Raw genomic sequence first — 26,318 nt, 5'->3', positions numbered from 1 at the left:
CGCGGTTCGGCTCTCAAAGGTGCGGTGCGGCAATTGATTCGATGCGCCGGCGGAGGGCGCGGTTCTTCAGTGCGGTGCGTAGACCGCGTCGAGTCGCCGACGAGCCGGTGTCGGACGTCGTGGCGGCGACATCCTTGTCGAATCGTCGTTCGGACGCGGTTTCGGGTGCGTCATCGCTGGTGGCGGTGAGGAAGCGGTCCGGGAGGGCGAGTTTGTGGATGGTGCGCAGCGTCAGCAGGTACTGGTGGGTCAACGAACCGGTGGTGTAGGGCAGATCGTATTTGTCACACAGGGCGCGCACCCGCTCGGCGATCTCGGCATAGCGATTGCTCGGCAGGTCCGGGAACAGGTGATGTTCGATCTGGTAGCACAGGTTTCCACTCATAAATGCCAGCAGCGGGCCCGCATCGAAGTTCGCGGTGCCGAGCATCTGCCGCAGGTACCACTCCGGTTTGGTCTCGTGCTCCATGACTTCGGGAGTGAATTTCTCGGCGCCGTCGGGGAAATGTCCACAGAAGATCACCAGGTACGCCCAGATATTGCGCAGCACATTGGCGGAGGCATTCGCGGCTATGGTTCGCCGCCACCGCCGCCCGCTGAGCGCCGGGAAGAGCAGATAGTCCTTTCCTGCCTGCCTGACGAGCTTGCCGATCATCGCCCTGGTCTGCGCGGTCCTCTGCTCCTGGGTGGGCATGCGATCGCGCTCGGCATACATGCCGTGCAGGGCGATACCCCACTCGAAGGTGGCGGCCAGGAACAGATTCTGCAATGGCTGCAGCAGAAAGCGGGGCTGCCAGGTTTGGTCGCGCGTCACCCGTATGACACCGAAGCCGATGTCGTCGTCCATGTCGAGCACATTCGTGAACACATGGTGGCGATAGTTGTGCGAATAGCGCCACTGCGCCGAAACGCCGGCCATATCCCATTCCCAAGTGCTGGAATGTATTTCGGGATCGTTCATCCAATCCCATTGGCCGTGGCATACATTGTGGCCGATTTCCATATTCTCGATGCTCTTGGCCACCGCCAAGCCCGCGGTGCCGAGCAGCCAACCGGCCTTGGTCTTGCTGCCGACGATCACCAGCCGCGACGCGGCATCCAGTACCCGCTGGAAGACAATCGTGCGACGGATGTACGCCGCGTCCTGCTCGCCACGCCGCTCGGTGATGTCCCGGCGGATCGCATCGAGTTCTTGCCCGAGCGCCTCGACGTCGGCCGCGCTCAAATGCGCGTATTCCTTGATTTCGGTGATTGCCATACCAGGTCCTCGTTGTTCGGTGAGATCGAAACTCTGGTGCGCAGTCACCATAGTGATGAAAGAGCCCATTCAGGTGGAACCCCACGTTGGCCGAGATCTGATCTGCCAGAACTCCAGTACACGCCCGTATAGGTCAAGTGTCAACGGTGTAGGTCAACGAGTGACAACTACAGTGTGAATAAACGATGAAGCAGTCCGCGAGCCCTCAGTCGGGGCCGGCTTCCAGGAGCTGCCGCAGCAGCGCAGGCAGCGCTATGAACGCGAATCCGACCGCCGAGTCGCTGCGCCCGTAGGGCAGCACGAGGGTGTCCTGGTGGACCAGTGCGCCGCAGGAATACACGACGTTGGGCACATAGCCGTTGCGTTCGGCCTCGTCCGGCGCTAGCAGTGGCCTGCGCAATGCGCCGATGACACGGGTCGGATCGTCGAGGTCGAGCAGAATCGCGCCGATGCCGTAGGTGCGCATCGGTCCGACGCCGTGGGTCAGCACCAGCCAGCCCGCGGGTGTTTCGATCGGCGGACCGCAATTGCCGAGCTGGATCAGCTCCCATGGCCGGGTCGGCAGATAGGCGGTGACCGGGTCACTCCAGACTCGGGCGTCGGCCGAGCCGACCACGCTGATGCTTTCCCGATCCCACCGCGACAGCATCAGATATCGGCCGTGGACTTGTCGCGGAAAGAGCGCCATCCCTTTGCCCGCGGCCCCGTCCCCGGCAAGCGTGGTGCTGACGAAGGTGGCGAAATCGCTGGTGCGCAGCAGTCTCGGTGTGACGACCGCGCCGTCGAACGCGGTGTAGGTGGCGTAATACGTCACGGTCGCGTCCGCCGCGACGAACCGGGTGAACCGCGCGTCTTCGATCCCGCGGCTCTCCTCGTCGGCTGCCGGGAAGAGCACTCGCTCACACATCGGGAGTTCGGCTGGAAAGGCTACGGTGTAGTCGCCGGACGCCGTCGAGGTGAACTGCCCGGTCTCGATGTAGGGCGTCTGCTCGTCCAGCCGAACCGAATCTCCTTGTCCGAGTGTGCCGGTTCGGAACTCGATGCTCGAAATATGTCCTTCACCGAGCGCGCGCAGGCTCATGACGAAGCGCAGTTCGCCAGGGGCAATACCGGATTGATCGGGATGCGCGACGATCGACGGATTGAACAACGCGGCGGCTTCGACCGCGTACTCCTGGGTGAAGCAGGCGCCGATGAGCTGACGGCGTTCGAGCGTCGGCGTCGATGTGCGCGGTACCCGGTGCGCGACCCGCGCATAGTGCGTCGCGAACGTTGCGCCGATATCGCGGTGCCGTTCGCCGAACCGGCCCATCGTGTCGGCCAGGGTGGCCGACACATCCGCATCGGAGAGACCGAGCACTCGCGCGATGATGGCGTCGGCGCGCGAAATGCCTTGCCCGAGAATTTCCTGGCCGGGCAGGAACAGTCTGGCCAAGACCCGGCGTTGGTCGGGATACAGCGCCCGGTCGCCCCGCCGCGCGAGCTGGGCCGGACTCGGCGCCGCGGGGTCGGCCATTACCGCGCCCGCTGAAGTCGGCGGGCCTGTTGCTGGGTGGAAATCAGCGCGAGTGTCGACTCGGCGCCTTGATTTTCGTTTCTGCCGGTCGGTTCCAGTCCGTCACAGCAGCCGCCGCTGACCTCGTCGAGCAATGGCGTCCCGACATCGTTCGCGCCGCGGAACCAGCTGTCGCACAGCAGGACCGCATCCTTCCAGCGCTGGTCGCCGGTCTGGTCGTAGGCGCGGGCGCACGCGTCTGCCAGACTCGCGACCTCGATCGGCTGCTGATCGAAGCCGGGCCGCAGCTCGCCGGTGGTCCAGCCGTCGACGGGGGTCACCGACAGGTGGTCGCCCGCCGTTTCCACCTCGAGCAGCCAGCGCAGCATTACCAGCCCATCGGCGTGTGTTCGTTCCTCGCCGAGGGCCGCGCCCGCCACCAGAATCGCCTCGGCCAGCACCGCATTGGCGTAGTCGAGCCGGGGTTCGGGCCAGCGCCAGTGCAGTTTTCGAGTCGGTGGCCCGATCAGTGCGCTCGCGCTGGCCAGTAGCTCACGGGCGACCGAGTTGGTCGGATCGGCCTGCAGCACTTCGGCCGCACCGAGCGCGGCGAAGGCCATCGCGCGCGGCCATTGCGAACGCCGTCGCGCACCGACGGTGAAATGCGCGAGCGCAGTCTCCGCCAGGTCCGGTCTTCGGGCGACCACCGAGCCGAGCGCCCACAGGCCGCGGCCCCAATGGTCTTCGAGGCTCGGCTCGTCCTGCCAGGTTCGGTCGGTTCCGCGGCGATTGTGGAAGCGGCCGTCGGTGGCGAGTGCGCTGACAACGAAGTCCAGATACACCTGCGTGAGGGCGAGCAATTGCGTGTCGGGCTCGGGCTCGCGGACGGCGACAACGAGGGCGCGCGCGACGTCATCGACGCAATAGCCGTTCTCGGTGCGCGGTTCGCTGAACTTCGCGTGCTCGAAGATCCCGCAGTCATCGCTGAGCCGGAACATGTGTGCGTAGGAGATGGTGATGGTGTTGTTGTTCATGCGGTGGCCAGCTTTCGGTCGGCCTGCAGGGTTTCCGTGGCGAGCGCGCGATACTTGCGGCACACTGAGGACCAGAGCAGTTCGGGTGCAATACGATCGGCTTCCTCGCCCATGCGATTCGCGAGGCCGGGCTCGGTGAGGACGCGGCGCAGTGCCGTCGCGATGGCAGTGGGCGACTCTCTCTCGACGAGCAGGCCCGCGCCGCTCGACAGCAGCTCCTGTGCATGCGGGAAGGCCGTCGATACCACCGGTTTGCCCGCGGCGACGGCCTCGATCAACACGCCGGAGGTCACTTGCTCGCGCGAATCATAGGGCAGGAGTACGACATCGGCCTGCCGGATCAGCCGGTACAGCTCGGCGCTCGACAGGTAGCGGGCATCGAAATGCACGGCGTTGCCGACCCCGCGACGACGGGCACGTTCGACGAGTCCCGTGCGATAGGACTCGCCGTGCTGTTCCAGCACCCGGGGGTGCGTCTGTCCGACCACCCGATACTGCGCCGCAGGTCGCAGATCGGCGAGCTGGGCCATCGCATCGATGCCCCATTCGATGCCCTTGCCGACACCGAGCAGCCCCCAGGTGAGGATTACCGGTGACCGTGAGATCGGCTGGTGCCGGTCCTCGGGCTGTCCGGCGCGGTTGTCGGCGGCTCCGTGCGGGATCAGCCGGATCTTCGTCGGGTCGACCGTGTAGTGATCGATGAGGCGTTGGCCTGCGGTTTTCGTCATCGTGACGACCGCAGCGCAGATGCGAGCGAGCTCTTCGAGGATCACTCGTTGCCGGGACGTCGGGGTGGCCAGCACGGTGTGCAGCACCACGATCGCTGGAACACGAAGGGCGCGAACGGTTTCGAGCACATCGGCACCGTCTCGCCCGCCGAAGATGCCGAACTCGTGCTGGACTATCGCCACGTCGTAGCGGTTGAGCGCCGCGGCCGCGGCGGTCGCGCCGCCGCGTGCGCTGCGCACCCACTGATGCGCCACCTCGGGCCGCGGTGCCTGCTCGGGGGTGTCGACAACGGCGACAACGCCGACCGTGCTCACCTCGCGAGCCGGTTCGCGGACCAAATCGACTGGTGTATAACTGTTTTCGTGCGACGTCAGCGAAGCGACCAAGGCGTCGGTGAAGGTCGCCAACCCGCACTGGGTGGGCGGATACGTGCTCAGAACTCCATAGGACCGAACTGACACGACGTCAGCCTTCCTGTTTCGAGGCAGCGTCTACGGTGGCGCTGTCTGTAGCCACTCAATTGGCTATCGTGCTGCGCTCGAGCGCTTGAGAATCTGCTCCGGACTGCGACACGGGCGGATCGACCACTAGGCCCCGATCGTAACACCCAGGTCACGGGACATGGGGCGTGGTACGGTCGTGTTATCAAGTCCGCTCCGTCACTCGACGATTCTCGCGGCAAAATCGCCAGTAATCGAGGATCTATGAAAATCGGCGTTATTTCATCGGTCGCACATCGGTCGCCTCCGAAAAACTATGGACCGTGGGAGCAAATCGCCTCGACCTTGGCCGAGGGATTCCTCGCGCGTGGCCACGAGGTGACGCTGTTTGCCACCGCCGACTCGACGACGTCGGCACGGCTGGTCGGTCCCGTTCCTTCGGGATACGAAGAGACGGTCGGCGCGGATGCGAAAGTGCTAGAGGCGCTGCACAATTCGACCGTGTTCGAGCATGCGGGAGAGTTCGACGTGCTCGCCAACCACTTCGACTTCATGCCGCTGACCTACAGCAGGCTGGTGTCGACCCCGATGGTCACCACGATCCACGGCTTTTCCTCGCCGAAAATCGTGCCCGTTTATCGGGCATTCGACGATATCGCGCACTACGTGGCGATCAGTGCCGCCGATCGCCACCCGGATCTCGGCTATGACGCGACCATTCATCACGGCGTCGACCTCGCGGATTTTACGTTCCGGCCGGAGCACGGCGAATATCTGCTCTTTCTCGGCAGAATCCACCCGGAAAAGGGCACCCACCTGGCGATCGAGGTGGCCCGGCTGGCCGGGCTTCCGCTGATCATCGCAGGCGTGATTCAAGACGAGGAATACTTCCGCACCGCGGTCGAGCCGCATCTCGCCGATGCGGCGGTGACCTACGTCGGTCCGGTCGGTCCCGCGCAGCGCGACGAGTTGCTCGGCGGCGCGCGTGCGCTGCTGCACCTCATCGGTTTCGCCGAGCCGTTCGGACTGTCGGTCATCGAATCCATGGCGACCGGAACACCGGTCATCGCAACGCCATTGGGATCGATGCCGGAGATCGTGCGCGATGGCTCGACGGGGTTTCTGGTGACCGATATCTCCGCTGCGGTCGAGGCGGTCGCCGAGATCGGCACGATCGACCGCCGCGTGTGCCGGGACGATGTGAAGGCACGCTTCGACGCGGACCGGATGATCGACGCCTACCTCACGCTGTTCGAGCGGATTGTGCGATTGCCGAGGCGGTCCGCCGAGTTCGCCGCACCTGTGACGGTGGGGCAGTCCATCGGCTCGCCGGGGCTGTTCTCACACGCAGGTCTGTAGTCACGGCCGCTCTCGCTCGCGCCTTGTCCCACCGATGTCCTATCGAATTCCTGGTGTGGCGGGGTGTGGACCCACGCAGCCGATTATCAAGTGACCTCACAGTGTTGCGGGCCGGCAGGTTCGGCGTGCGCGCGGCCGACCGATGTCCACTGCGCATGCCGCCGCCACCATCTTGGACGCAGCCTGGATCGGTTATTCGGTCGCTGCGATCTTCTTTCGGGTCGGCTGGGTGGTCGAAGCACTGACAGAATTCGGTGTGTCCGAGTCCTGGTGGAATTGGCTCGGCGCCGCCAAGGCGATGGGTGCGGCCGGGCTTTTCGTGCCGTTCATCGGCATAATGGCCGCGATCGGCCTGCTGCTGTATTTCGGCGGTGCCGTCGGCACGATGCTCAGGGCGCGCTCGTACTCCCACGTCCCGTTCCCGCTGCTGTACATGGCTCCGGTCATCGGGGCGACGCACTCGGATTCGCTGCCTGAGCCCCCGCTCGCCGGGGGAGGGAAGTTCGAGCGCGCGCCTCGCGGGGGCGAGCGATATCGTGCAGGTGTCGGCAGCCCAAGCGGTTTACCGGCGCAAAGGCCGAGCCGATACAACCGAGGGGCGAATCATGCACTACCGCAACAGGCTGTCGAGGTTGGTGACAGCGGCAGCAGCCCTCGCAGTCGGCCTCGGCGTGGGATTCCCCGCGACCGCGCAGGCTCAGGCGACCGCGTACCCGGGCATGACGATCCGGGCTGCCGACCGGATCTGTTCGGTCGGGGCGACGGGGCATATGGGTAGTGCGCAATACGCCGTCACGGCCGCGCACTGCTTTCAGTCAGGGGCGCGCGTCTACAACGCAAACGGTGGCATAATCGGATGGTTCGAACAGAGCTATGGTGACGACTCGACGACCGCGAACCTCGGCTTCGCCCTCATCCGGCTCGCGAACAATGTCGGCATCTCGGCGTCGCTCGGCACCTTCGGCATTCAATCCACCTACACCCAACCCTTTGTCGGCGAGGGTGTGTGCCACGTCGGATCGGCAACCACCTGGACGTGCGGAACCATCACCTCGGTGGGCGACAACCACTTCGTCACCGACTTCTACGCCGACCGGGGCGATTCCGGCGGCATTGTGTACAACCAGACCCCGGAGGGACGTGCGGCGTTCCTCGGAATCTTGATCGGGGGCAGGGAATCCGGCGGCGTCGTGGTCGAAACGGCCAACTACCTGCGGGATACCATCGACGCCCATGCCGTCGGCAACGACAGCTTTCGCTGGTACATCGAATAGCGGCACCGGCGCGGTCGGCAGTCTCCCGTCCCCGATGACTTGACTCCCGGGCGTCGCGCGTCGAGAGTGCCCGAATGGTCCACGCCACTGATGTGTCCGGCGCGACGGTGCGCAAGGTCACCCTCCGTCTGGTGCCCTTTCTCGGGCTGCTGTATTTCGTCAACTACCTGGATCGGGTGAATATCGGCTTCGCCGGGCCCAGCGGTATGAAGGCCGATCTCGGGCTGAGCGAAACTGCGTTCGGCCTCGCCTCCGGGATCTTCTTCATCGGCTACCTCATTCTCGAAGTGCCGAGCAATCTGGCGCTGCATCGGTTCGGGGCGCGGCGGTGGATCGCCAGGATCATGGCGAGCTGGGGGATCGTCGCCACCGCAATGGCTTTTGTACCCAACGAAACCATGCTGTATGTGCTGCGCTTCGCACTCGGTGTTGCGGAGGCCGGCTTCTTCCCCGGCATTCTGCTCTATCTCACCTACTGGTTTCCGCAGCAGCACCGCGCGAAGATCGTTGCCTTGTTCATGACCGCGGTACCGATCTCCACCGCGCTCGGCTCGACGGTGTCGAGTCTGATCATCCAGTACGGCGATGGCGTGTTCGGGCTCACCGGCTGGCGCTTCATGTTCCTGGTCGAGGGCCTGCCCGCGCTGGCGCTCGCGGTCATGACCTGGTTCTACCTCACCGACCGTCCGGACAAGGCGCGCTGGCTCTCGCTGCCCGAACGCGATTGGCTGACAGCCGAACTCGCCGCCGAACAGGCCGCGCTGGAGCAGGCCGAGCACTGGACGGTGCGCAAGGCACTGACCCATCCGCGCGTACTCGGCCTCGCGCTCGTCTACGGTGGCATCGTCTACGGCCTGTATGCGCTCGGGTTCTTCCTGCCGACCATCATCGGCGGGTTCCAGCAGCAGTACGGAACGCACTTCTCGATCGTCCAGCGCGGTCTCATCAATGCCGTGCCTTATGTCATCGGCGCGGTAGTCATGGTGTTGTGGAGCAGGCACGGCGACCGAACCGGTGAACGGACCTGGCACGTCGCCCTGCCCGCACTGATCGGCGGACTCGCCATCCCGGTGGCCCTCTACCTCGGAAATCCATTCGCGGCCATGGCCGCTGTCACCGTGTGCGCGGTCGGGGTGCTGGCCGCGCTGCCCACTTTCTGGGCGCTGCCGAGCACCTTCCTCTCCGGCGCCGCTGCGGCGGGCGGCATCGCGCTGATCAACTCGATCGGCAATGTCAGTGGCTTTGTCGCGCCGTATGTGACCGGTGCGTTGAAGGATATGACGGGCAGCCAGCGTGCTGGTTTGTGGGTGGTCGGGCTATGCATGGTAGGGGCGGCCCTGAGTTTGCTCGTGCTGCGGCACCGAGCTCGTGTGCGCTGACGGGCAAGTCCGTCAGGGTCGGGTGTACTTCGCATTGGCGGCCTCGATCTCGTCGATGTGTTCGTAGGCCCAGGTGCGCAGCACCGCGACCGCATCACAGAGGCTGCGGCCGAGCGGGGTCAGCGAGTATTCGACGGTGACCGGGACTGTCGGATATGCCCGCCGCTCGACGATCCCGTCGCGTTCCAGGCCGCGCAGGGTCTGGGTGAGCATCTTCTGGGTGATTCCTTGGACTTGGCGGCGCAGCTCCGAGAACCGCTGTGTGCCCGGCCCGAGCGCCAGTAGCACCAGGCCGGTCCAGCGTTCGCCGAGGCGATCGAATACATGTCGGGACGGGCAGCTGCTGTTGAAAATATCGTAGGCCATCACCTCTGACGGTAACTTGGTATCCACCAGGTACCTATACCACCAATTACTGCCTTCTTCCAGAGAGAAACGATCGCTCATATGGTTCTAAGCGACGGTTCGAGAAGGGAAGAGCGCAATGAAAGCACTGGCAGCTACCGCCGATCCGATGCTTGTGGAATTCGTCGATTTGGCCGAACCCACACCCGCAGCTGACGAGGCGCTGGTGAAGGTCGAAGCGTTCTCGGTGAATCGCGGCGAGATTTTCGCGCTGACGGGCGTGTACGGGACGCCTGCGGCATCGGGCCGAGTGATGGGGCAGGACATCGTCGGCCGGGTCCGCGCGGTCGCAGCCGACGGATCCGGACCCGCGATGGGTACCAGGGTCGTCGCGCACCCTGAGGGCGGCGGTTGGGCCGAGCTGGTCGCTGTGCCGACCTCGAAGCTGGCGGTAGTTCCCGACGCCGTCGCCACGATCACCGCCGCCGCGTTGCCTTTGGCCGGGTTGACCGCGCTGCGCCTGCTACGGCGGGTCGATGAATTGTCCGGCACACGGATCCTGCTGACCGGAGCCTCCGGTGGGGTCGGCCACTACCTGGTCGAGCTGGCGGCGGCCGCGGGCGCGTCGGTGACGGCGGTGTCCGCGTCGCGCGATCGGGGCCTGCGACTGGCCGAGCTGGGCGCAGCCGCGGTGGTGCGCGACGTCGCCGAGGCGGTGGGGGTATTCGACGTGGTGCTCGAATCCGTTGGCGGCACAGTCTTTTCGGCGGCGCTGACCCGGTTGCGCCCCGGTGGGAAGGTGCTGTGGTTCGGGCAGGCGAGCCTGGAACCGATCACGCTCGACTTCTTTCGGCTTTTCTCGGCAACCCCGTTCACGCTCGAGCATTTCCCGCACTGGGTCTCCACGACCACGGACGGCGAGGATCTACGCGCACTGGTCGATTCGGTTGCCGCCGATACCCTGCACCCGGAGATCGGGCGAATCGAAGACTGGGCCGAAACCCGCACTGTGCTAACCGATCTGAACAATCGGCTGATCCGTGGAAACGCGGTACTCACCATCGAAATGAAATGAGGAACACGATGTCGACCACCGAGCAGACCCGTGCCGCGATCGTTGCATACATCAATGCGCTGCAAACCGGCGATATCGAGCAATGCCGCGCCGCATTCACGCCGGACGGCACTTGGACACTGATCGGCAATCTCCCGACCTCGCGCACCTGGACCGGCCCTGACGAGATCTTCGACGGATTTCTCGCCCAGATGACCCGCCGCTTCGATCCGGCCGTGCCTATGACGCTGGAAGTTCACACCGTCCTCGCGGACGGCGACCGCGCGACCGCCGAGTGGACGACGCGAGCGACCACTGTCTCCGGTGCGGAGTATGTGAATACGGTGGTCATCCTCTTTCGCGTCAGCGACGGCAAGATCGCCACGGCCCGGGAGTATTTCGATACCGCTTACGCCGACCGTATTCTGTTCGCGGACAACTGAGCTACTCGGCCGGTGGTGCGTAGGCGGCGAGCAGGGTGCTGGTGATGAGATCTGCCGCATCGTCGTCGGCGAGTCGACCTGCGGCGATTTCCGTCGCGGCGCCGTGAATCACGCTGTGATAGACCGCGACCATCCAGGACGTGGGTGGGTCGGCGCGGAACGCGCCTTCGGCTCGGCCACACGCGATGAGGCGGCCGACGTGGTGCATCGGCAGGTCGTGGGCGGCCCGCATGCGTTCGGCGGGGATGTGATTGTGTGCGGCGAGCAGCTGCTCGAAAAGCTCTGTCACTTCGGCCCGGCGGGTGGTGGCGATGGAGCCGATCGTAGGTGGAAATGCGGATGCCGAGCGCGGGTGTGCCTGCCACCATGTGGTCATGGGGAGCGTGCTGATGACCGGAGACATTCACGGCAATACCGTGGGTCGCCGACCGATTCAGCACTGCCACGATTCGCGGTACCTGCCCGCAGCACCGGCTCGATTCGGTAGTGCTGCCTGCGGCGACGGCGCGGGGCGCCACGATTCGGCACTCGACCACCGTGTGCGCGGTCGGGGTGCTCGCCGCGCTGCCCACTTTCTGGGCGCTGCCGAGCACCTTCCTCTCCGGCGCCGCTGCGGCGGGCGGCATCGCGCTGATCAACTCGATCGGCAATGTCAGCGGCTTTGTCGCGCCGTATGTGACCGGTGCGCTGAAGGATATGACGGGCAGCCAGCGTGCTGGTTTGTGGGTGGTCGGGCTCTGCATGGTGGGGGCGGCGCTGGGTGCGCTTGTACTGCGAAACCGGGCTCGAGTGCACTGAACTCGCGTGGGAGAGACAAGAAACGACCCTTGCGAGCCGCGATGAATATCAGCTCGCCAACTCCGGATGCTCGCGGTCCGCCGACGCGCGGAGATATGGCAATTGCAGTACCAGCCAAGACTTGTCGCGGTCGTAGTCGTGCCGATGGGAGGCTTCTGGGTCCGCGCCGAGGCCGTCGACCTGCGTCCATTGATCGGCACCGCACCGAATCATGTCGGTGTAGCGGTAGTGCAGATGTCCGTGCAGCATCAGGCCGGGCCGCAGCGTGTTGACCGCGCGCTGGATACGGTCCTGATTAGGCAGGCACTCGGGCAGATTCTTGCGATTCCAGTTCGGGGCCGAGTCACGCGGTTTGTCGTGCGCGAGTAGCACATCGACCGGCGTGCGGTTGGCGGCGAGCACCGCATCGAACTCCTCGTCGGTCATCTGCTCTTCCGGAAACCACAGCTTCCCCGCCGTGGCCGGACGCCGCGACGACCTGAAGCGCCTGCGCCGCTCCGCATTCCGTTCGCTCTGCGCCTCCTTCGCCAATCGCCACGACTTGTCGACCGAATACGCCCCACCGAACGCCGCGAACCGCGTCCCCTCCCACACCCATCGATGCCCGCGCGGGGCATACCGAATATTGCTGCGGCACACCAGGAAGCCGTCATCATCGGCTTTGTCGTCATATAGCTCATGGACCAGCGACGACTTATCGTGATTGCCGTCGAGGAAGTACACCTGAACCCGCTGCTTGCGCGCCACCCGATTCACCACATCGAAGTAGTGCCTGCCCTCCGGCGTGTGTTCCCAGGCGCCGAAGTCCCCGAGCACGAACATCCGCTCGCACTTCTGCCGCCCCGCAACACGCACCAACCGCACCGCATGATCGGTATTGCCGTGTATATCACCGGTCATCAGCACGCTCCCCATGACCACATCGTTGCAGGCGCGTCCACACTCGGCATCCGCATTTTCACCTTTGTTGAATGACCTGGCCGCAGATCCAGCTCATCGCGGGTTCGGCAGGTCGCTGAGGGGCTGTCCGATCGCGCCGTAGGCATCCCCGAAGCCATTACCCCGCCTTGGGGTTTGAACAAACAAGACTGGACATTTTCGCGCGGCTGCGGGCAGCCTTCTCACTGTCCGAGTCTTATGCTTCCCCGGTGAACTCGGTCTCATGGCTACCGCAGTCCGGCAGAGGTTTACGCTGAACACCTCAGCAGCGGTGATGCACTGACCACCTGAGCGCAGCATCGTTCACGAGACACCGTGCCGAACGCTCCGCAGCTTCTACTGTGTGTCGCCTGATCAAACTTGTTTGCTCATGTCCGGACTGCATCGTTTTCGGCGACGAACTCGAGGAGCCGGGGTATCACCTTCTGCGGGAGTACCCACAGCAGTTCGTGTCCGACACCGGGGTAGACCTCGACGTCGGCGGCGGGCGCATGCTGGCGAAGGCGCCGCACTCCGATATCGGGGTCGTTGACGACCGTAGCCCCGCCGAACAACACCAGCAGCGGCGCGGTGATGGCAGCCAGTTGTTCATCGGTGAACGGCTTCGGCCACGGCAACGCCAGCCGGAACTTGAACCCCGCCACAGCCATTGCCCATTCCTTGTCGCTCAGCACGACACCAGGAGTCAACCACTGGGTGAGTTTCTGCATGCGTTCACGGGTGGGCCGCATACCTGCGGAGACCATTTTCAGAAGTAGGCCCCACCGAGGCTTGGCGAAGGTGGCTCCGCCCGGTTCCAGCATGGACAGACTCGCCAGGCGCTCGGAGTGATGGACTCCGAGCAGTCCGGCGATCCATGCGCCGTCGGAGTACCCGGCCACGTGGATGCGAGCCTCGCCGAGCCCATCGATGACCTCGACCAGCCACTTCATGATCTCGGCATGGTCACGCACCGGTGTGCTCTGCTCGCAGCGGCCTGGCCAGCCGATGACATCCGGTGTGTAGACGACACGCTCACGCGTCAGCTCCTCGATGAATGGGGTCCAGAACAAACTGTTGCCGGGCATGCCTGGCAACAGCACCAGCGGCAGGCCTGCCCCCGTTCCCGACTTACGCACTCGCGTTGTCCCGAATGTTGTTTCGACCTCGATGTCCGTCGACGGCACCGGCCAGTCGACCGCCAGTGCTTCGTAGGCCCGCAGGTAGGCCGCTTTGGCCTCGCTGCTGGTGAACCGCCCGATCTTCGGCATGAGCCTCCCCTTCGTCCCCTTTTACGGTATGACCGTATCATCTTGATGTCATGAACATATCACGTATGTGGTATGTACGTACCATCTAGGCTGGCGGGTTGTTCGACACAACAGAAAGGCGGCAGGACGCGTGCCACGATTGGTCGACCATGAAGTGCGGCGGCGGCAGATCACCAGCGCCGTGCGCCGAGTCATCGTCGGCGGCGGCCTGGAAGCGGTCACCTTTCAAACGGTCGCCACCGAGGCCGGAATGTCGATACGGCTGGTGCAGTACTACTTCGGAACCAAGAGGGAATTCCTGCTGGCGACCCACCGGTCGGTGATGGAGGATGCCGGCGCCCGATTCACGCGCCGGTGGACCGCGCTGGGCCAGGACGCTACACCTCGCGCGGTGATCCGCGCGGTCCTCACCGAATTGCTCCCTCTCGACGAGCAACGCCGGGAGGAAACGATCGTCCTCGGCAGCTTCGGATGGGCAGCTGTCACCGGCCAGAGCATCACCGCGGAAGAAACCTTCGCAGCACCACGCACCCTGGCCACGATCATCGCCGACCAAATCGAACGAGCCCAACGCGTGGACGCATCACCAGACCGCGACGCCGCACTCATCACCGCGACAATCGGCGGACTAGCCCAAGGCCTGCTCCAGGGATACAGCACCCCACACGCCGCACTCGATCTCATCGACCATCTACTGGACCGCGTGCTGGGAACGACAGCCGAAAACGCCACCGACCAGCACGATCTCGAGTGAACACGCTCGCGTGGCCATCGATCAGAGGCTCGTTCGTTGGTATGATCGGACGTTCGAGAACGCCAGCATCCTGACTCATGGCAAGCGCACCCACCCATCGACCGGATCCGCTTCGAGGCTTGGTGTCAGTGCGCGCCGACCCGTATGCCGACCGGCGGCTTGCCTGCCGGGATGAACGCCAGCGCGGCCGCCGCGACGACCGCCGCGATGATGGCGCTCAGGGTGAAGGCATTGGTGAAACCGCTCAGGTCCGCGCCGGATGTGCGGAGGCTGACCGCGGCAACAGTAGACAGGACCGCAACGCCGAGCGCCGCACCCACTTCGTGGAAGGTGTTGACCAGGCCGGAGGTCACTCCGGCTTGGTCGTGGGCGACGTTGGCCAGCGCGGTGGTTGTCGCGGTGACGAAGGTAGCGCCCTGGCCGGCCGCCGCTACGGTAAGGCCGATGATCACGGCGGCGGTGCCATCCCACAATGCGGGTACGGCGGCGCCTGCGGCCGTGATCGTCAGCGCGACAACGCCGACTGGTCGATAGCCGTATTTGCCGATGAGACTCCCGGCATTGTGGGCTCCGATGATGGTGCCCAGCGCGATGGGTACGAACAGCAGCCCGGTGACCAGGGCCGAATTCCCCTGCGCCTGCTGAAGATAGAACGAACCGAGGAAGAAGCCGGTGATCAGCAGACCGGTCGCGACCAGCATCAGCACCGCCCCTGCCGCAATCGGCCTGCGTACGAGGAGGCGCGGATCCAGCAGCGGCGCTACGGCATTGCGCTCATAGATGACGAAAGTCGCGCCGAGCACGACGGCCGCAAGGAGCGGAACGACGGTGAGCGAGTCGGCCCAACCATCATCACCGGCATTGATCAGCCCGTATATCGCAGCGCCCACCGCGGCGGTGACCAGCACCGCGCCGAGCACATCGATACTGCGTCCACGCTGCCCCGGTCGATCCGGCACGACCCTGGTCATTGCCGCTAGCAGCACCAGCCCGACCGGCACATTGACGAAGAAGATCCACGACCAGCCGGGTCCTGCCGTCAACAGGCCGCCGACCAGAACGCCAACCGCCGCGCCGGTGCCGCCGAGGGCACCCCACACGCCGAGGGCCTTGTTGCGCTCCGCGCCGTGGAAAGTGATGGTCACGATCGCCATGGCCGCCGGCGACAGCAGCGCGGCCCCGACACCCTGTCCGACCCGGCCGCTCAACAGCATCGGCGCGTTCACCGCGAGCCCGGCCAGCAGCGACGAACCGGTGAACGCGACGAGGCCGGTCATCGCCACGCGGCGCGCGCCGAACAAGTCGGCCGATCGGCCGCCGAAGACCATCAGTCCGCCGAACAGCAGTGTGTACGCGGTGATCACCCAAGTCGTCGCGGCCCGACCGAGTTCGAGATCGCGTCCGATATCCGGCAGCGCGACGGTCACCACGGTGATGTCGAGGATGAGCATGAATTGCGCGGTCGCGAGCACCGTCAGGGCCCGCCATCGGCGCGGATCCTGGGGCTCGGCGGTGTCGTGGTGGTGGTGAGTTGGCGTCTGCGGATGCATGACGGCTCCTAAGTTGAACGTGAATGTTCGAGTTAATGCATCGACTGTAACTCGAACACTGCTGTACGAGAAGAGGTGGATTGGTGACACGACTCACCGGCAGTCCCCGCTCGCGGCCGTTCTATAGTTGCCACACAACCCGTACAAGCTTGTTTGAGAAGGGGTGGCGACTCGGTGGCAACACCACGGACGCAACAGCATGGCCAGGCCAAACGCGCCGACGCCAGGCGCAATATCGCCGCGATTCTCGATGCCGCCCAGGAGGCGCTGATCGCCGACCCAGAGGCGAATATCGGCGAGATCGCCAAGCGAGCCGGCGTCGGAAGGGTCACCCTCTACGGGCATTTCGCATCCCGTGCGGAACTGATCGATGCGGTGTTCACCCGCGCCGTCGCCGAGAGCGACTACACCCTCGACAGCGTCGATCTCGATGGCGACCCGCGCGCGGCCATCGGCCGACTCGTCGCCGCATCCTGGAAGCTCATCGACCAGTTCCGCTCACTGCTGGTGGCCGCACACAATCACATTCCTGCGGAACGTATCCGCGCAGCCCACGACCTCCCGATGCGCCGAGTGAGCCGCCTCATCGAGCGTGGCCGAACCGAAGGCGCGTTCCGCGCAGACCTGCCCACCTCCTGGATGGTTGCGGTCTATCACAGCGTGATCCACGGCGCCGCAACGGAAGTCGCCGCAGGCCGCCTAACCGACGACGACGCCGCCCACGTCATCACCACCACCCTGCTGGCCGCATACACGCCATCATCGGAGGTTTCCGACTTCTGCCTTGCCGAGTCGGCCCCCTGATGCCTGGTGTCACATCGGACGCCGACATCAATCGAGAGAGCTGATCGGTACGCGGCCGAACGAAGCCGCACGCGGTCGAACCGTGTGCCGTTGACGCCATCCGGCGGCAGCTGGTGGCAGCCGGTGGCAGCAGCGATGCGGCCTGCCGAGCAGGGCCGGATGCCGACGTGCGTCACGGTCGCGGTCGTTCTGGACCCTCGTTCGATCGAGTAGCGGGCGGTAAGGGCTGATCAGGGCGTAGTTGTCAGCCGCGGATGCGGGCGGCGATGCCGTCCAGCATGCAGTTGAGACCGAAGTCGAAGCGCTGCTCGGGGCCGGCGTCCTCGGCGTCGGCGACGCGGCGGGCGAAGTGGGGGTAGGCGTTGCTCGCGATGACTTCGCGGATGTAGGGCGCGACGGCGACGCGCCATTCGTCTTCGGTGTGGCCGGTGCGGCGTTGCGCCTGCTCCTCGGCGAGGTGTCGAGCGACGGCCCCGAAGACGTAGGCGTCGACGGTGTCGACGACAGCGGCCGCGACAGTGATGTCGGCGGTGAGGGCGGAGGCGGCCGCTAGTGCAATGTCTTGCAGGCGTAGGGAATTCGCGCCGAGGGTGGGGCGTCCGGTGAGCTCGGCGGCGAGCCACGGGTGGCGGATCATGGTGGCGCGCAGATGGCGGGCCACCGCGGTGAGGTCGGTGCGCCAATCGCCTGCCAGCTCCGGGGGTTCCACTTCGCCGTTGACCGCATCGATCATCAGGTCGAGCAGGTCGTCGCGTCCTTCGACGTAGCGGTAGAGCGATGCGGTGCCGGACCCGAGTTCGGTGGCGATACGGCGCATCGAGACGGCCTCGAGTCCTGCGCTGTCGGCGAGGTCGACGGCGGTACGGACGATCTGCTCGACGCCGGGCGCGCTGCGGCGTGGGGTGCGCCGCTGCTTGGTCCACACCACAGCGGGGGTCTCCGCCGACTTCGCCACTACGTCCTCCTTGTGAAAAGTCCGACCTTGCGAACATCGTAGCAGTATGGCTACGGTGTAGCCGTAATGAGAACACTGTATCCATAAGGGAGTGGCCATGACACAGACTCGGGTTCCCGTGCTGATCGCGGGCGGTGGCTCGGTCGGCCTGTTCGCAGCGCTGTTGCTTGCACACCATGGGGTCGAGGCGATGGTCGTCGAGTGTCAATCGGGACCTTCGATCCATCCGCGCGCGACCGGCCTCGGACCGCGAACCCTCGAATTCCTGCGTGAGGTCGGGCTCGCCGACGCGGTCGACGCGGTGGCGGTGGACATGACGGCGGGCAACCTCGGCAAGATCTCCGCGGTCACGCTGGCCTCGATCGATCCGAGCGCCCTGCCGGATGTGGCACCCGCACGTGCGGGCCGGGTCGCCGACCGATTCAGCCCCGCCACGATTCGCGGCACCTGCCCACAGCACCGGCTCGATTCGGTAGTGCTGCCTGCGGCGACGACGCGGGGCGCCACGATTCGGCACTCGACTCGGCTGCTGTCCTTCGAACAGGACGCGGACGGCGTCACCGCGCACCTGGACGACGGTGCGACGATCCGGGCGGACTATCTGATCGGGGCCGACGGCGTGCACAGCGGTGTCCGCGGCGCGCTCGGGATCGGCACGACCGGCCCTGGCGCACTGGGTAATCCGAAAGCGAACATCCTCTTCCGCGCGGATCTGCGGCCCTACACCCGTGGGCGGTTCTTCGCCGCCTGCGACATCACCACCCCGGATGCACCGGGCATGTTCATGACCGTGGACGGCGCAACCGAGTGGATCTTTCACACCGAATACCGCCCGGAGGATGGACAGTCGGCCGACGACTTCACGCCCGAACGCTGTCGTGCCCTGATCCGCGCTGCCGTCGGCGACCATGGGCTCGACGTCGAGGTGCACAGTCGATTGCCATGGCGGGCATGTGGATTGGTTGCCGACAGTTTCCAACAAGGGCGGGTATTCCTGATCGGTGACGCGGCGCACGCCGTCCCGCCGCTCGGCGCGTTCGGCCTCAACACCGGCGTTGCGGATGCGCACAACCTGGCCTGGAAATTGGCGGCGGTGTGCGCCGGGCAGGCCGGTCCCGCGCTGCTCGACAGCTATCACGCCGAGCGTCGACCGGTGGCGCTGACCACCTTGGAGCAAGCGTTGCTACGGCTGAAAGCACCACGGCTGCACTGGGATTCCAGTGCGGCGGCAGCCTCGGAGCGGACGGCGATGGGCATGATCAACGCCCCGATCGTGCAGCTGGGCTACCGCTACGACTCGGCGGCGGTGGTCGATCCGCAACCGCACTTGCCCTCCACCGAGGACATCGAGCTGGTGCTGGACGGCGCACCCGGCTCCCGGCTGCCGCATGCCTGGATCGACCTGGACGGTAGTCGAGTGTCCACGCTCGACCTCGTGCAATCCCGCCTCACGCTGCTCATCGATGCGGGCGGTGGGGAGTGGGCACGAGCCGCGAAAATGGCAGCGGACCGTCTCGGTGTCCCGCTTGCAGTCGTCGCGACCGACTCGGCGAACAGTTGGGCGCGACAGGTCGGGATCGACGCGGGTGGCGCGGTTCTGGTGCGACCCGATCAGTTCATCGCCTGGCGATCGCCGACATCGGTCGAAGATCCGACCGGCGAGCTCGTCGCTGTGCTGGATCGCGTGCTCGCCGGCGGCGGGGATGGCCGCTGCTGATTCCCTTGGCGGGGCAGTGCAGTCCCATCGACGAGTGGTAGCTGCCGAACAGTTTGGGGCCGCGTAATCGGGCAACCCCTCGATATGACGCAGCCGGGCGCTTTGCCCGAACCGAAACGTGAGGTACCAGCATGACATCGGACGGATCGTGGGAAATTCCCCCACTCGACGACGCACCCGATATCGCCCGCACATCCGAATCCCAACCAGGACAAGCGCTGGCCGACGCACGAAATTGGGCCGGGTTCGTCCTGCTGTTCATCGGAGGTCTGGTGACCATCGCCGCCGCGGCGATCGGGGTAGCCGGCTATCGCGGGCCGGCGGTGGTCGGCGCGGTCATCGCCATCGTTATTGTGCTCGGCGGCACCGCGCTGATTGTGCTCGAGCGCCGGAACGCGCGTTCGCGGCAGAGCCGGACGGCCGAGCCCGAGGCGCCGGCTTCCTGGCAGGCCGTCGTACCGCCGGGGGCTTGAACCGGCCATCTCGGAGGATCGCGGCTGGAGCGCCGCGGACGCCGAAAACTGGATCGCGTGGAAACCTTGGCGCAGGTACTGCTGGCCCTGACACCGTAGAGGCAGAAGTTCGATGACCATCTGCGCGACGGAATGCGGCAACTGCAGGGAGCCCGTCCGCCGGACGAGGCGAATCCGCCGCTGGAGCGGCTCCGTGCGGCGGGCTTGCCGATTCTGGTGGTCTCGGGCGGGCACCGGCAGGCGTTCGAGGACATCTGCGATGCCATCGCCGAGCGAACCGGCGGTGAGCGCGCCGTCTGCCCCGGCATGGATCACCTCGTGCCCGACACCGGCGCGCCGTTCAACGAACTGCTGGAAGACTTCCTCGAGCGCGCCGAACGCGGCTCGAAATGAGTTGTCTCAGTGGTCTTTGCAGACAGCGATTGCGGCGTCCTTGGTGGCGTTGAACCTGTCGATGGCGGCATTCAGGGTGTCGGTCGGTGCGCGCTGGGCGAGCGTGTCGGCCAGCCCATTGGTGTCGTCGCGGTAGGCGCGCAGCGGACCGGCCACGTCGACCGCCACCTCGTTGGTCAACTTTGCGTCGAGGTTGCGCGCGTTGTCGCGCAGCGTGCCGACCGCGACATCGGCCTTGGCATCGACCTCGGGATCGTCGAGCCCGCGATCATTGCTCACGGTGATGTATTCGTTGAAAGAGTGCACCGAGCTGGCATTCGCGCTGCGCAGTGCGGTGCACGCGGCCTCGGTCGTGCGCTCCGCCGCCGCGGCGCGTGAGGAGGACGCGGCGATCGAGGACGCGGTGACCTCGGAGGTGTAGGCCGCGAGGTCGGTCCGGTTGACCGCAGCGGTGCCGGAGACCTGCGTCGAGCAGGCGCCGATCGTGACAAGGCCAACGCCGGTCGCCGCGATGGTGGCAGCCAGACCAGCACGTTCCAGTCGACGCATTGTCGGATCCCCTCTTTCCCTCCGAGTTCCCGGCCACTGGAGGTACCAACGAGGCCGGACATTCGACCGTACTTTTCGGCGCGCCGCTCGTCAGCGGGCCGCGCCGATATCGATGACGAACCGATACCGGCGCGGCGGCTGCGGCCTGCGGCGTCAGCCCTGGCCGAGCATGGCGCGCATGGTGCCGATTTCGGCCTGCTGCGCGGTGACGATGGCACCGGCCAATGCCTTCGCGTCCGGGTTGGTGCCCGTGGCGAGCTCGGTGTTCGCCATCGCGATCGCGCCGGCGTGGTGATCGATCATCATGGTCATCCACTGGCGATCGAACTCGACGCCCGACGCGGCGTGCAGGGCGCTCATCTGCTCAGGCGTCATCATGCCCGCCATGTCGTGGCCGGTGTGTCCGCCTGCCGCGGTCGGCGCCTGCTGGCCGAAGCTCTGCAGCAGGGTACTGATCTGCTGCATCTCCGGAGCCTGTGCCTTTTCGACGTCTGTGGCGAGCGCGAGCAACTGCTGATTTTCGCTCCGGCCAGGGACCAGCTTCGCCATCTCGACGGCCTGCGCGTGATGGGGATACATCATTTGCAGGAAGGTCACATCGGCGGCGTTGAAGTCGGTTCGGGCGGCAGGCAAGCCGGAGCGGGCCGCCGCGCCGGCTGACGAGCCGTGCTCCATGCCGGGCATGGAGCCGGAGTCGTTGTTGCCGCAGCCGGCAACGAAAAGTGCTGCCGCGGTTGCGGCGATGGTGACGGTGATCCGGGTACGGGTGATGAACATGTCTGTGCTCCTGATGAATGCGAATGACTCGGTGTCGGACAGGCGGAAGCCGCGGCCGTGCTCGGTGGCTCGGACGCGGTGGACCTGTCAGATCCGCAGAATCGACAATTCGGCCAGTGACGGAACTGTCCACGGCGGTGCGCGTTCGCGCCGGGACCTGCCGTTGCGCAGTGCTGCCGCGTCGAGGTGCGGTCGATCGACGGTGACCCGGTAGAGCAACACGAGTATCAAGATGAGACCGACCGCGGTCAGGATGAACACGCACGCGTGCATGCCGCCGTGGGAGTCGCCGCAGCCATCGCTGCCGCAGTCCGTTCCGGTCGCGGCGGTGCCGTGGTCGTCGGCAGGCATGGCCGTTGTAACCGCTGCGGCCATATGGTGTTCGCCGGGGACCGCGAACACGCCCGCATGCATCGCGATGATGCCCGCGAGCAGCGCGAGCACGCCGAGCAGCCGGGGGAGCCCGGATGCGCGCAGTGGAGCGTGCTGTGCCGTCACCTCGCCCATTCTAGGCATGGCGGGTCCACGCTCTGCGATACCCCTGGTGGGTAACTCGTCATGGTGTGGCTATGTCGATGACCAGGCGGGTGGGGTTGGTGAGGGTGGTCACGGAGAATGGTGGGCGGTCGGCGTGCACGCCGATAAAGGACTGGGTGGTGCCTTCGAAGACGCCGGACCGGTAGACGCCGGCGACCGCGGGGGCGCTGGGGTCGGTGGCGGGGTCGGGACCCGCGTAGGGGGTTGCGCCGCTGTCGAAGGGATACGCGGAGCCGGTGATCTGGACCTCGAGGATCGAGCGGCCCGCTACGTCGATGATCGTGCCGCTGCCGTCCTGGACGGCTCGGTCGGCATATTGCACGATCCAGCCCGGGTCGCCGACACCGCCGAGGTTGTAGACCACGCGGTCGAATCCGGGTTGGTGGCCGATCCGAATATCGGTCACCGTGAGGCCTGCGTCGCCGGAGGGTTTGCCCCGCTTCGGTTGCGCGTCCTCTGGTGTGGACCGTGGTGTCGCGTCGGCGAGCGTGCTCGCAGCCGATGTGGTCGGGGAGCCCGAGGTGGCAGTCCCGTCGTCATCACAGCCGGCGAGCAGTGCCGCTGCGGCAGCGGCTGCCAACGCCATCCTTGTGCGCATAGGGCCCGATGGTAGCCGTCGAATCGAGTGTTGCCGCTGATTTGCACGATGCGGTTGCCGATGCCGGTGAACCAGGCGGGCGGCTGCCACGTAGTTATCGGTGACCGGGTGCACCGGGTGCACCACGATCCATGGAGGGATTCGAAAAATGCTGTCGACCACAAGCTTCCGCCGTTCTGCGCTGCCGTTCGCCGCTGCCGCGGTGGCACTCGCCGGATTGCTGACTGCGTGCGGAGGCGCCGAACCGGCGAAACCGGTCGCCGTTACCAGTTCGGTCACGCCCGCGTCCGCCGCCGCCCCTGCGCCGCAGGCAGGACAGGTGCCCGCGGTTGCGAAGACGCAGGGCTGGCTGAAGATCTACGACGGGCCCGCTCCGGCGGGCGCAAATGCGGTGCAGCTCAATGTGACCAGCAATCCGAGTGTCGGGCAGTATGTCTCGGACGGAGCCGGTCGATCGCTGTACCGGTTCGACAAGGACACCGCCAATCCGTCGGCCTCCAATTGCGCCGGGCAGTGCGCCGTTACCTGGCCGCCGCTGACCGTCGCCCGAAATCAGTCGATCTATGTGGCCGGCGTCGACCCGCAGCGCGTCGGATTCATCGAACGTGCCGACGGCGCATGTCAAGTCACCGTCGGCGGCTGGCCGGTGTACTACTTCGGGAAGGATAAGAACGCGGGCGATCTGCTCGGCCAAGGTGTTGGCGGCACCTGGTTCGCGGTGGCGCCGAGCGGCGGCAAGGCTACGGCGAGCTGATCCGGATCCCGTTGCGGCGCAGTAGCTCGGTTGTTTTTCCGGCCCCGACGATACCGCGCGGCAACGATCTAGCACACTTGACGTGTGGGAACTGTCGAGGAAGTACTTGGCCGACTGCGGCGGTATCCGGATGTGGAGGCTCAGAACCTCTACGCCGTGGATGCCGCCGATCGGCTGATCCTCGATGTCGCCGACGACGCGATCGCCGCGGCTGGTAGCGGGAGAATAGCCGTTATCGGCGACAATTACGGTGCGCTCACCCTCGGTGCGATCGCCGGGCACGACCTGCGCGATGTCCGGGTGCATCAGGACCTGCTCACCGGCGAGCTGGCGCTGGCCAACAACGCCCGCGCGCTCGGACTCGCGGATCGCTACAGCGCGCAGCCACTCACCGACAGCCTGCTCGCGAACGTGCAGGTGGTGTTGCTGCGGCTGCCGCGGGTCCTCGCCGGGCTCGCCGAGGTCGCTGACGCCATCGCGCGCTACGCCGACCCGAAGGTCCAGGTGTTCGCGGGTGGTCGCGACAAATACCTCACCACATCGATGAACGACCTACTCGCCGAGTCCTTTTCGGACGTGCGCGCCAGTCGCGGCAGGCAGAAGTCGCGCACCCTGCTAGTCGCGGGGCCGAAACCGGTTGGTGAGCTGCCGTTCCCGGTGCGAGAGCGGATCGACGATCTCGACATCGATGTCGTCGCACACGGCGCTGCCTTCTCCGGGGCCCGCCTCGACATCGGAACCAGGTTCCTGCTGCAGCACCTGAAGTGGATGAAGCCCGACGCCCGCGACGCCATCGACCTCGGCTGCGGCACCGGAATCCTCGCGGTCACACTGGCGAAGGCGCGACCGGGCATCACCGTCCTCGGCACCGATCAGTCGGCCGCGGCGGTGGCCTCGGCGCGGGCGACTGCCGAAGCCAACGGCGTCGCCGACCGAGTGACGGTGGTGCGCGATGACGCGATGTCCTCGGCCGCCGACAACAGCGCCGATCTGGTGCTGTGCAATCCGCCGTTCCATGTCGGCGCGGCCGTGCACACCGGCTCGGCGATCAAGATGTTCACCGAGACCGGCCGAGTGCTGCGTCCCGGCGGTGAGCTCTGGACCGTCTTCAACTCGCACCTGAATTATCGAGGGGTGATCGAGCGGATGGTCGGGCAGACCGAAGTGATCGGTCGCAATCGAAAGTTCACGGTGACGCGGTCGGTGCGTGGGCTGCACGACGCGCATCGATAGTAGAGTCCGAATTGTCCGTCTCGGTGAGTTGCTGGAGCCTGGCTCCGGGAACTCGGCACAGCCGACACACGTTGGACGGGTAGTTGGATATCGAGTGACCAACGGCCACGGCGAGCGTGGGCCACGACTCCAGAAAGGCATTCACGGTGCGCACGACAAGCAATCCGGTTTTCAGAAATCTCCCTCGGCAAGAGGGCGGTGGCTATGCCAACTTCGGGTCAGGGATGACTGGCGCGGGCCAGCTGGGTCAGCAGTTCGGTAACCAGTACGGCCAGCCGTATCAGCAGCCGTATCAGCAGGCCCCCGCCACGCGCGCGATGACCATCGACGATGTGGTGACCAAGACCGCGGTCACGCTCGGCGTGCTCGCACTTTCGGCGATCATCTCCTACGGCCTGACCAACGCGAACAACTCGCTCGCGCCGCTGTTCGTCATCGGCGGTGGCCTCGTCGGCCTGGTGCTGGTGCTGGTCGCTACCTTCGCGCGCAAGATGGACAACCCGGTCATCGTGTTGTCCTACGCGGTGTTCGAGGGTCTGTTCGTCGGCGCGCTGTCGTTCATGTTCACGAATATCGAGTTCGGTGGGGTCGGCGGCAGTGCCATGATCGCGCAGGCCGTGCTCGGCACCTTCGGTGTGTTCGCGGGCATGCTCGTGGTCTACAAGACCGGCGCGATCAGAGTCACCCCGCGCTTCACCAGGATGGTCATCGGCGCCATGATCGGCGTGCTCGTCTTGGCGCTCGGCAACGCGGTCGCCAGCTACTTCGTCGACGGCGGCCTGGGCCTGCGTGACGGCGGCCCGCTGGCCATCGTGTTCAGCCTCGTCGTCATCGCGATCGCGGCATTCAGCTTCCTGCTCGACTTCGACGCCGCCGATCAGCTGATCCGCGCACAGGCGCCGGAGAAGGCGGCCTGGGGCGTCGCGCTCGGCCTGACCGTCACCCTGGTCTGGCTCTACGTCGAGATCCTGCGCCTGCTGAGTTACTTCAACAACGACTGACCCTGACAAGCAACGGCTCCCCATCCGATCTCGGATGGGGAGCCGTTTGTCGTTGCGGCGACGGTCGGTCGCCATCAGGCGGCGGCGCCCAGCCCCACCGCGACGATGACCGGAACCATGTACAGCAGCGGGAAGGGGATGCTGGAGTAGGCACGGGCGCGGATGTTGGTGATGATCGCACCCGCGAAATAGAGCACGATGCCGACCGCGGCGGCATAGCCGATGACGGGGATCCACAGGCCGGCGACCAGGCCGATCGCGCCCGCGGTCTTGGCGAGGCCGAGCCAGGTCCACCACGACTCGGGGACGCCGTATTCGACCAGCGGGTCCACCACGAACTTGGCGCGCCGCAGCAGCGAGAAGCCGGAGAAGCCGACCCAGGCGGCGGCGAGGACAGTGACGATGACGTAGGCGGTGTGCATGGGA

The 26,318-nt window shown here is 65.9% G+C and carries 28 protein-coding genes and 2 pseudogenes; 15 read left to right on the top strand and 15 right to left on the bottom strand.

Annotation, left to right across the window (positions count from 1 at the left end; all coding sequences use genetic code 11):
* Positions 1 to 13: 13 nt before the first annotated feature.
* From OHQ90_RS37980 to OHQ90_RS37965, 4 genes are all read right to left on the bottom strand, one after another.
* Positions 14 to 1,258, bottom strand: coding sequence for a fatty acid desaturase family protein (locus tag OHQ90_RS37980; RefSeq protein ID WP_328406029.1), 1,245 nt, complete (start codon positions 1,256 to 1,258; stop codon positions 14 to 16).
* 205 nt (positions 1,259 to 1,463) lie between these two features.
* Positions 1,464 to 2,774 carry a glycoside hydrolase family 130 protein gene (locus OHQ90_RS37975; protein WP_328406027.1) on the bottom strand — a complete coding sequence of 437 codons (1,311 nt, stop codon included), beginning with the start codon at positions 2,772 to 2,774 and terminating at the stop codon, positions 1,464 to 1,466.
* On the bottom strand, positions 2,774 to 3,787 hold the full coding sequence (locus OHQ90_RS37970; RefSeq protein ID WP_328406025.1) for a glycosyltransferase: 1,014 nt from the start codon (positions 3,785 to 3,787) through the stop codon (positions 2,774 to 2,776). Before OHQ90_RS37970 ends, OHQ90_RS37975 begins: the two co-directional genes overlap by 1 nt.
* On the bottom strand, positions 3,784 to 4,977 hold the full coding sequence (locus tag OHQ90_RS37965) for a glycosyltransferase (protein ID WP_328406023.1): 1,194 nt from the start codon (positions 4,975 to 4,977) through the stop codon (positions 3,784 to 3,786). The genes OHQ90_RS37970 and OHQ90_RS37965 overlap by 4 nt, the downstream gene beginning before the upstream one ends.
* 243 nt (positions 4,978 to 5,220) lie before the next feature.
* Here OHQ90_RS37965 and OHQ90_RS37960 point away from each other — a divergent pair, with 243 nt between their 5' ends.
* The 4 genes and pseudogenes from OHQ90_RS37960 to OHQ90_RS37945 all read left to right on the top strand — a co-directional run bounded on the left by OHQ90_RS37960 (position 5,221) and on the right by OHQ90_RS37945 (position 8,968).
* Positions 5,221 to 6,315, top strand: a complete 1,095-nt coding sequence (locus OHQ90_RS37960) for a glycosyltransferase family 4 protein (protein WP_328406021.1) — start codon at positions 5,221 to 5,223, stop codon at positions 6,313 to 6,315.
* A gap of 142 nt (positions 6,316 to 6,457) precedes the next feature.
* A pseudogene (locus OHQ90_RS37955) lies at positions 6,458 to 6,703 on the top strand (DoxX family protein); the annotation flags it as partial.
* Positions 6,704 to 6,920: 217 nt separating this feature from the next.
* Positions 6,921 to 7,589, top strand: coding sequence for a trypsin-like serine protease (locus OHQ90_RS37950; RefSeq protein ID WP_328406019.1), 669 nt, complete (start codon positions 6,921 to 6,923; stop codon positions 7,587 to 7,589).
* A 74-nt stretch (positions 7,590 to 7,663) separates the two neighbouring features.
* Positions 7,664 to 8,968 carry an MFS transporter gene (locus OHQ90_RS37945; RefSeq protein WP_328406017.1) on the top strand — a complete coding sequence of 435 codons (1,305 nt, stop codon included), beginning with the start codon at positions 7,664 to 7,666 and terminating at the stop codon, positions 8,966 to 8,968.
* A gap of 12 nt (positions 8,969 to 8,980) precedes the next feature.
* On the opposite strand, the gene OHQ90_RS37940 is transcribed toward OHQ90_RS37945, so the two are convergent.
* Positions 8,981 to 9,334, bottom strand: a complete 354-nt coding sequence (locus OHQ90_RS37940; protein WP_328406015.1) for a winged helix-turn-helix transcriptional regulator — start codon at positions 9,332 to 9,334, stop codon at positions 8,981 to 8,983.
* A 118-nt stretch (positions 9,335 to 9,452) separates the two neighbouring features.
* Between OHQ90_RS37940 and OHQ90_RS37935 the strand changes: the two genes are divergently transcribed.
* Together OHQ90_RS37935 and OHQ90_RS37930 are read left to right on the top strand one after the other, a co-directional pair.
* The gene (locus tag OHQ90_RS37935; RefSeq protein WP_328406013.1) at positions 9,453 to 10,388 is read left to right on the top strand and encodes a zinc-binding dehydrogenase; all 936 of its coding nucleotides are present in this window, start codon (positions 9,453 to 9,455) and stop codon (positions 10,386 to 10,388) included.
* Between the two features lie 8 nt (positions 10,389 to 10,396).
* Positions 10,397 to 10,810 carry a nuclear transport factor 2 family protein gene (locus OHQ90_RS37930; RefSeq protein ID WP_328406011.1) on the top strand — a complete coding sequence of 138 codons (414 nt, stop codon included), beginning with the start codon at positions 10,397 to 10,399 and terminating at the stop codon, positions 10,808 to 10,810.
* Between the two features lies 1 nt (position 10,811).
* Here OHQ90_RS37930 and OHQ90_RS37925 read toward each other — a convergent pair whose 3' ends face one another.
* Entirely contained in the window at positions 10,812 to 11,186 is a 375-nt protein-coding gene (locus tag OHQ90_RS37925) for a hypothetical protein (RefSeq protein WP_328406009.1), read from the bottom strand.
* A gap of 152 nt (positions 11,187 to 11,338) precedes the next feature.
* On the opposite strand from OHQ90_RS37925, the pseudogene OHQ90_RS37920 reads away from it, so the two are divergent.
* Positions 11,339 to 11,608: pseudogene (locus tag OHQ90_RS37920) on the top strand (MFS transporter); the annotation flags it as partial.
* Between the two features lie 48 nt (positions 11,609 to 11,656).
* Here OHQ90_RS37920 and OHQ90_RS37915 read toward each other — a convergent pair.
* Together OHQ90_RS37915 and OHQ90_RS37910 are read right to left on the bottom strand one after the other, a co-directional pair.
* Positions 11,657 to 12,508, bottom strand: coding sequence for a metallophosphoesterase family protein (locus OHQ90_RS37915; protein WP_328406007.1), 852 nt, complete (start codon positions 12,506 to 12,508; stop codon positions 11,657 to 11,659).
* Between the two features lie 407 nt (positions 12,509 to 12,915).
* Complete coding sequence (locus OHQ90_RS37910; protein WP_328406005.1) at positions 12,916 to 13,797, bottom strand: alpha/beta fold hydrolase; 882 nt, start codon at positions 13,795 to 13,797, stop codon at positions 12,916 to 12,918.
* A 130-nt stretch (positions 13,798 to 13,927) separates the two neighbouring features.
* On the opposite strand from OHQ90_RS37910, the gene OHQ90_RS37905 reads away from it, so the two are divergent.
* Positions 13,928 to 14,551, top strand: a complete 624-nt coding sequence (locus OHQ90_RS37905) for a TetR/AcrR family transcriptional regulator (RefSeq protein WP_328406003.1) — start codon at positions 13,928 to 13,930, stop codon at positions 14,549 to 14,551.
* Positions 14,552 to 14,676: 125 nt separating this feature from the next.
* Here OHQ90_RS37905 and OHQ90_RS37900 read toward each other — a convergent pair whose 3' ends face one another.
* Positions 14,677 to 16,101 (bottom strand): MFS transporter, encoded by a 1,425-nt coding sequence (locus OHQ90_RS37900; RefSeq protein ID WP_328406001.1) that lies wholly within the window; start codon positions 16,099 to 16,101, stop codon positions 14,677 to 14,679.
* A gap of 174 nt (positions 16,102 to 16,275) precedes the next feature.
* Between OHQ90_RS37900 and OHQ90_RS37895 the strand changes: the two genes are divergently transcribed.
* Positions 16,276 to 16,905 (top strand): TetR/AcrR family transcriptional regulator, encoded by a 630-nt coding sequence (locus tag OHQ90_RS37895; RefSeq protein ID WP_328405999.1) that lies wholly within the window; start codon positions 16,276 to 16,278, stop codon positions 16,903 to 16,905.
* 244 nt (positions 16,906 to 17,149) lie between these two features.
* On the opposite strand, the gene OHQ90_RS37890 is transcribed toward OHQ90_RS37895, so the two are convergent.
* The gene (locus tag OHQ90_RS37890) at positions 17,150 to 17,860 is read right to left on the bottom strand and encodes a TetR/AcrR family transcriptional regulator (RefSeq protein ID WP_328405997.1); all 711 of its coding nucleotides are present in this window, start codon (positions 17,858 to 17,860) and stop codon (positions 17,150 to 17,152) included.
* Positions 17,861 to 17,957: 97 nt separating this feature from the next.
* Between OHQ90_RS37890 and OHQ90_RS37885 the strand changes: the two genes are divergently transcribed.
* The 3 genes from OHQ90_RS37885 (at position 17,958) to OHQ90_RS37875 (ending at position 20,443) form a co-directional block, all read left to right on the top strand.
* Positions 17,958 to 19,577: an FAD-dependent monooxygenase gene (locus OHQ90_RS37885; RefSeq protein ID WP_328405995.1), complete on the top strand. Its 1,620-nt coding sequence runs from the start codon at positions 17,958 to 17,960 to the stop codon at positions 19,575 to 19,577.
* Positions 19,578 to 19,708: 131 nt separating this feature from the next.
* On the top strand, positions 19,709 to 20,050 hold the full coding sequence (locus tag OHQ90_RS37880) for a hypothetical protein (RefSeq protein ID WP_328405993.1): 342 nt from the start codon (positions 19,709 to 19,711) through the stop codon (positions 20,048 to 20,050).
* Positions 20,051 to 20,182: 132 nt separating this feature from the next.
* Positions 20,183 to 20,443: a hypothetical protein gene (locus tag OHQ90_RS37875; protein WP_328405991.1), complete on the top strand. Its 261-nt coding sequence runs from the start codon at positions 20,183 to 20,185 to the stop codon at positions 20,441 to 20,443.
* A gap of 6 nt (positions 20,444 to 20,449) precedes the next feature.
* On the opposite strand, the gene OHQ90_RS37870 is transcribed toward OHQ90_RS37875, so the two are convergent.
* From OHQ90_RS37870 to OHQ90_RS37855, 4 genes are all read right to left on the bottom strand, one after another.
* Positions 20,450 to 20,992, bottom strand: a complete 543-nt coding sequence (locus tag OHQ90_RS37870; protein ID WP_328405989.1) for a hypothetical protein — start codon at positions 20,990 to 20,992, stop codon at positions 20,450 to 20,452.
* Between the two features lie 153 nt (positions 20,993 to 21,145).
* Positions 21,146 to 21,769, bottom strand: a complete 624-nt coding sequence (locus OHQ90_RS37865; protein WP_328405987.1) for a DUF305 domain-containing protein — start codon at positions 21,767 to 21,769, stop codon at positions 21,146 to 21,148.
* A gap of 87 nt (positions 21,770 to 21,856) precedes the next feature.
* Positions 21,857 to 22,267, bottom strand: a complete 411-nt coding sequence (locus OHQ90_RS37860) for a DUF6153 family protein (protein ID WP_328405985.1) — start codon at positions 22,265 to 22,267, stop codon at positions 21,857 to 21,859.
* Between the two features lie 58 nt (positions 22,268 to 22,325).
* Positions 22,326 to 22,904 (bottom strand): AMIN-like domain-containing (lipo)protein, encoded by a 579-nt coding sequence (locus OHQ90_RS37855; protein ID WP_328405983.1) that lies wholly within the window; start codon positions 22,902 to 22,904, stop codon positions 22,326 to 22,328.
* Between the two features lie 148 nt (positions 22,905 to 23,052).
* Here OHQ90_RS37855 and OHQ90_RS37850 point away from each other — a divergent pair, with 148 nt between their 5' ends.
* From OHQ90_RS37850 to OHQ90_RS37840, 3 genes are all read left to right on the top strand, one after another.
* Entirely contained in the window at positions 23,053 to 23,658 is a 606-nt protein-coding gene (locus tag OHQ90_RS37850; protein WP_328405981.1) for a hypothetical protein, read from the top strand.
* An 84-nt stretch (positions 23,659 to 23,742) separates the two neighbouring features.
* A complete protein-coding gene (locus tag OHQ90_RS37845) occupies positions 23,743 to 24,891 on the top strand; it encodes a class I SAM-dependent methyltransferase (RefSeq protein ID WP_328405978.1) in 1,149 nt (382 codons plus the stop codon).
* Between the two features lie 146 nt (positions 24,892 to 25,037).
* Entirely contained in the window at positions 25,038 to 25,892 is an 855-nt protein-coding gene (locus OHQ90_RS37840) for a Bax inhibitor-1/YccA family protein (RefSeq protein WP_328405976.1), read from the top strand.
* A 74-nt stretch (positions 25,893 to 25,966) separates the two neighbouring features.
* On the opposite strand, the gene OHQ90_RS37835 is transcribed toward OHQ90_RS37840, so the two are convergent.
* The gene (locus OHQ90_RS37835) at positions 25,967 to 26,314 is read right to left on the bottom strand and encodes a DoxX family protein (protein ID WP_328405974.1); all 348 of its coding nucleotides are present in this window, start codon (positions 26,312 to 26,314) and stop codon (positions 25,967 to 25,969) included.
* Positions 26,315 to 26,318: the final 4 nt, after the last annotated feature.

The organism is Nocardia sp. NBC_00403 (assembly GCF_036046055.1).
Classification (GTDB): domain Bacteria; phylum Actinomycetota; class Actinomycetes; order Mycobacteriales; family Mycobacteriaceae; genus Nocardia.
Note: the sequence above shows the minus strand (reverse complement) of the source record. Positions and strands in the feature narration are given on the sequence as shown.

Coding starts and splice junctions, on each gene's coding strand:
- OHQ90_RS37980 (WP_328406029.1), bottom strand. CDS start 1,258: ATGGCAATCACCGAAATCAAGGAATACGCGCATTTGAGCGCGGCCGAC.
- OHQ90_RS37975 (WP_328406027.1), bottom strand. CDS start 2,774: ATGGCCGACCCCGCGGCGCCGAGTCCGGCCCAGCTCGCGCGGCGGGGC.
- OHQ90_RS37970 (WP_328406025.1), bottom strand. CDS start 3,787: ATGAACAACAACACCATCACCATCTCCTACGCACACATGTTCCGGCTC.
- OHQ90_RS37960 (WP_328406021.1), top strand. CDS start 5,221: ATGAAAATCGGCGTTATTTCATCGGTCGCACATCGGTCGCCTCCGAAA.
- OHQ90_RS37950 (WP_328406019.1), top strand. CDS start 6,921: ATGCACTACCGCAACAGGCTGTCGAGGTTGGTGACAGCGGCAGCAGCC.
- OHQ90_RS37945 (WP_328406017.1), top strand. CDS start 7,664: ATGGTCCACGCCACTGATGTGTCCGGCGCGACGGTGCGCAAGGTCACC.
- OHQ90_RS37940 (WP_328406015.1), bottom strand. CDS start 9,334: ATGGCCTACGATATTTTCAACAGCAGCTGCCCGTCCCGACATGTATTC.
- OHQ90_RS37935 (WP_328406013.1), top strand. CDS start 9,453: ATGAAAGCACTGGCAGCTACCGCCGATCCGATGCTTGTGGAATTCGTC.
- OHQ90_RS37930 (WP_328406011.1), top strand. CDS start 10,397: ATGTCGACCACCGAGCAGACCCGTGCCGCGATCGTTGCATACATCAAT.
- OHQ90_RS37925 (WP_328406009.1), bottom strand. CDS start 11,186: ATGACCACATGGTGGCAGGCACACCCGCGCTCGGCATCCGCATTTCCA.
- OHQ90_RS37915 (WP_328406007.1), bottom strand. CDS start 12,508: ATGACCGGTGATATACACGGCAATACCGATCATGCGGTGCGGTTGGTG.
- OHQ90_RS37910 (WP_328406005.1), bottom strand. CDS start 13,797: ATGCCGAAGATCGGGCGGTTCACCAGCAGCGAGGCCAAAGCGGCCTAC.
- OHQ90_RS37900 (WP_328406001.1), bottom strand. CDS start 16,101: ATGCATCCGCAGACGCCAACTCACCACCACCACGACACCGCCGAGCCC.
- OHQ90_RS37885 (WP_328405995.1), top strand. CDS start 17,958: ATGACACAGACTCGGGTTCCCGTGCTGATCGCGGGCGGTGGCTCGGTC.
- OHQ90_RS37880 (WP_328405993.1), top strand. CDS start 19,709: ATGACATCGGACGGATCGTGGGAAATTCCCCCACTCGACGACGCACCC.
- OHQ90_RS37875 (WP_328405991.1), top strand. CDS start 20,183: ATGCGGCAACTGCAGGGAGCCCGTCCGCCGGACGAGGCGAATCCGCCG.
- OHQ90_RS37870 (WP_328405989.1), bottom strand. CDS start 20,992: ATGCGTCGACTGGAACGTGCTGGTCTGGCTGCCACCATCGCGGCGACC.
- OHQ90_RS37865 (WP_328405987.1), bottom strand. CDS start 21,769: ATGTTCATCACCCGTACCCGGATCACCGTCACCATCGCCGCAACCGCG.
- OHQ90_RS37855 (WP_328405983.1), bottom strand. CDS start 22,904: ATGCGCACAAGGATGGCGTTGGCAGCCGCTGCCGCAGCGGCACTGCTC.
- OHQ90_RS37850 (WP_328405981.1), top strand. CDS start 23,053: ATGCTGTCGACCACAAGCTTCCGCCGTTCTGCGCTGCCGTTCGCCGCT.
- OHQ90_RS37835 (WP_328405974.1), bottom strand. CDS start 26,314: ATGCACACCGCCTACGTCATCGTCACTGTCCTCGCCGCCGCCTGGGTC.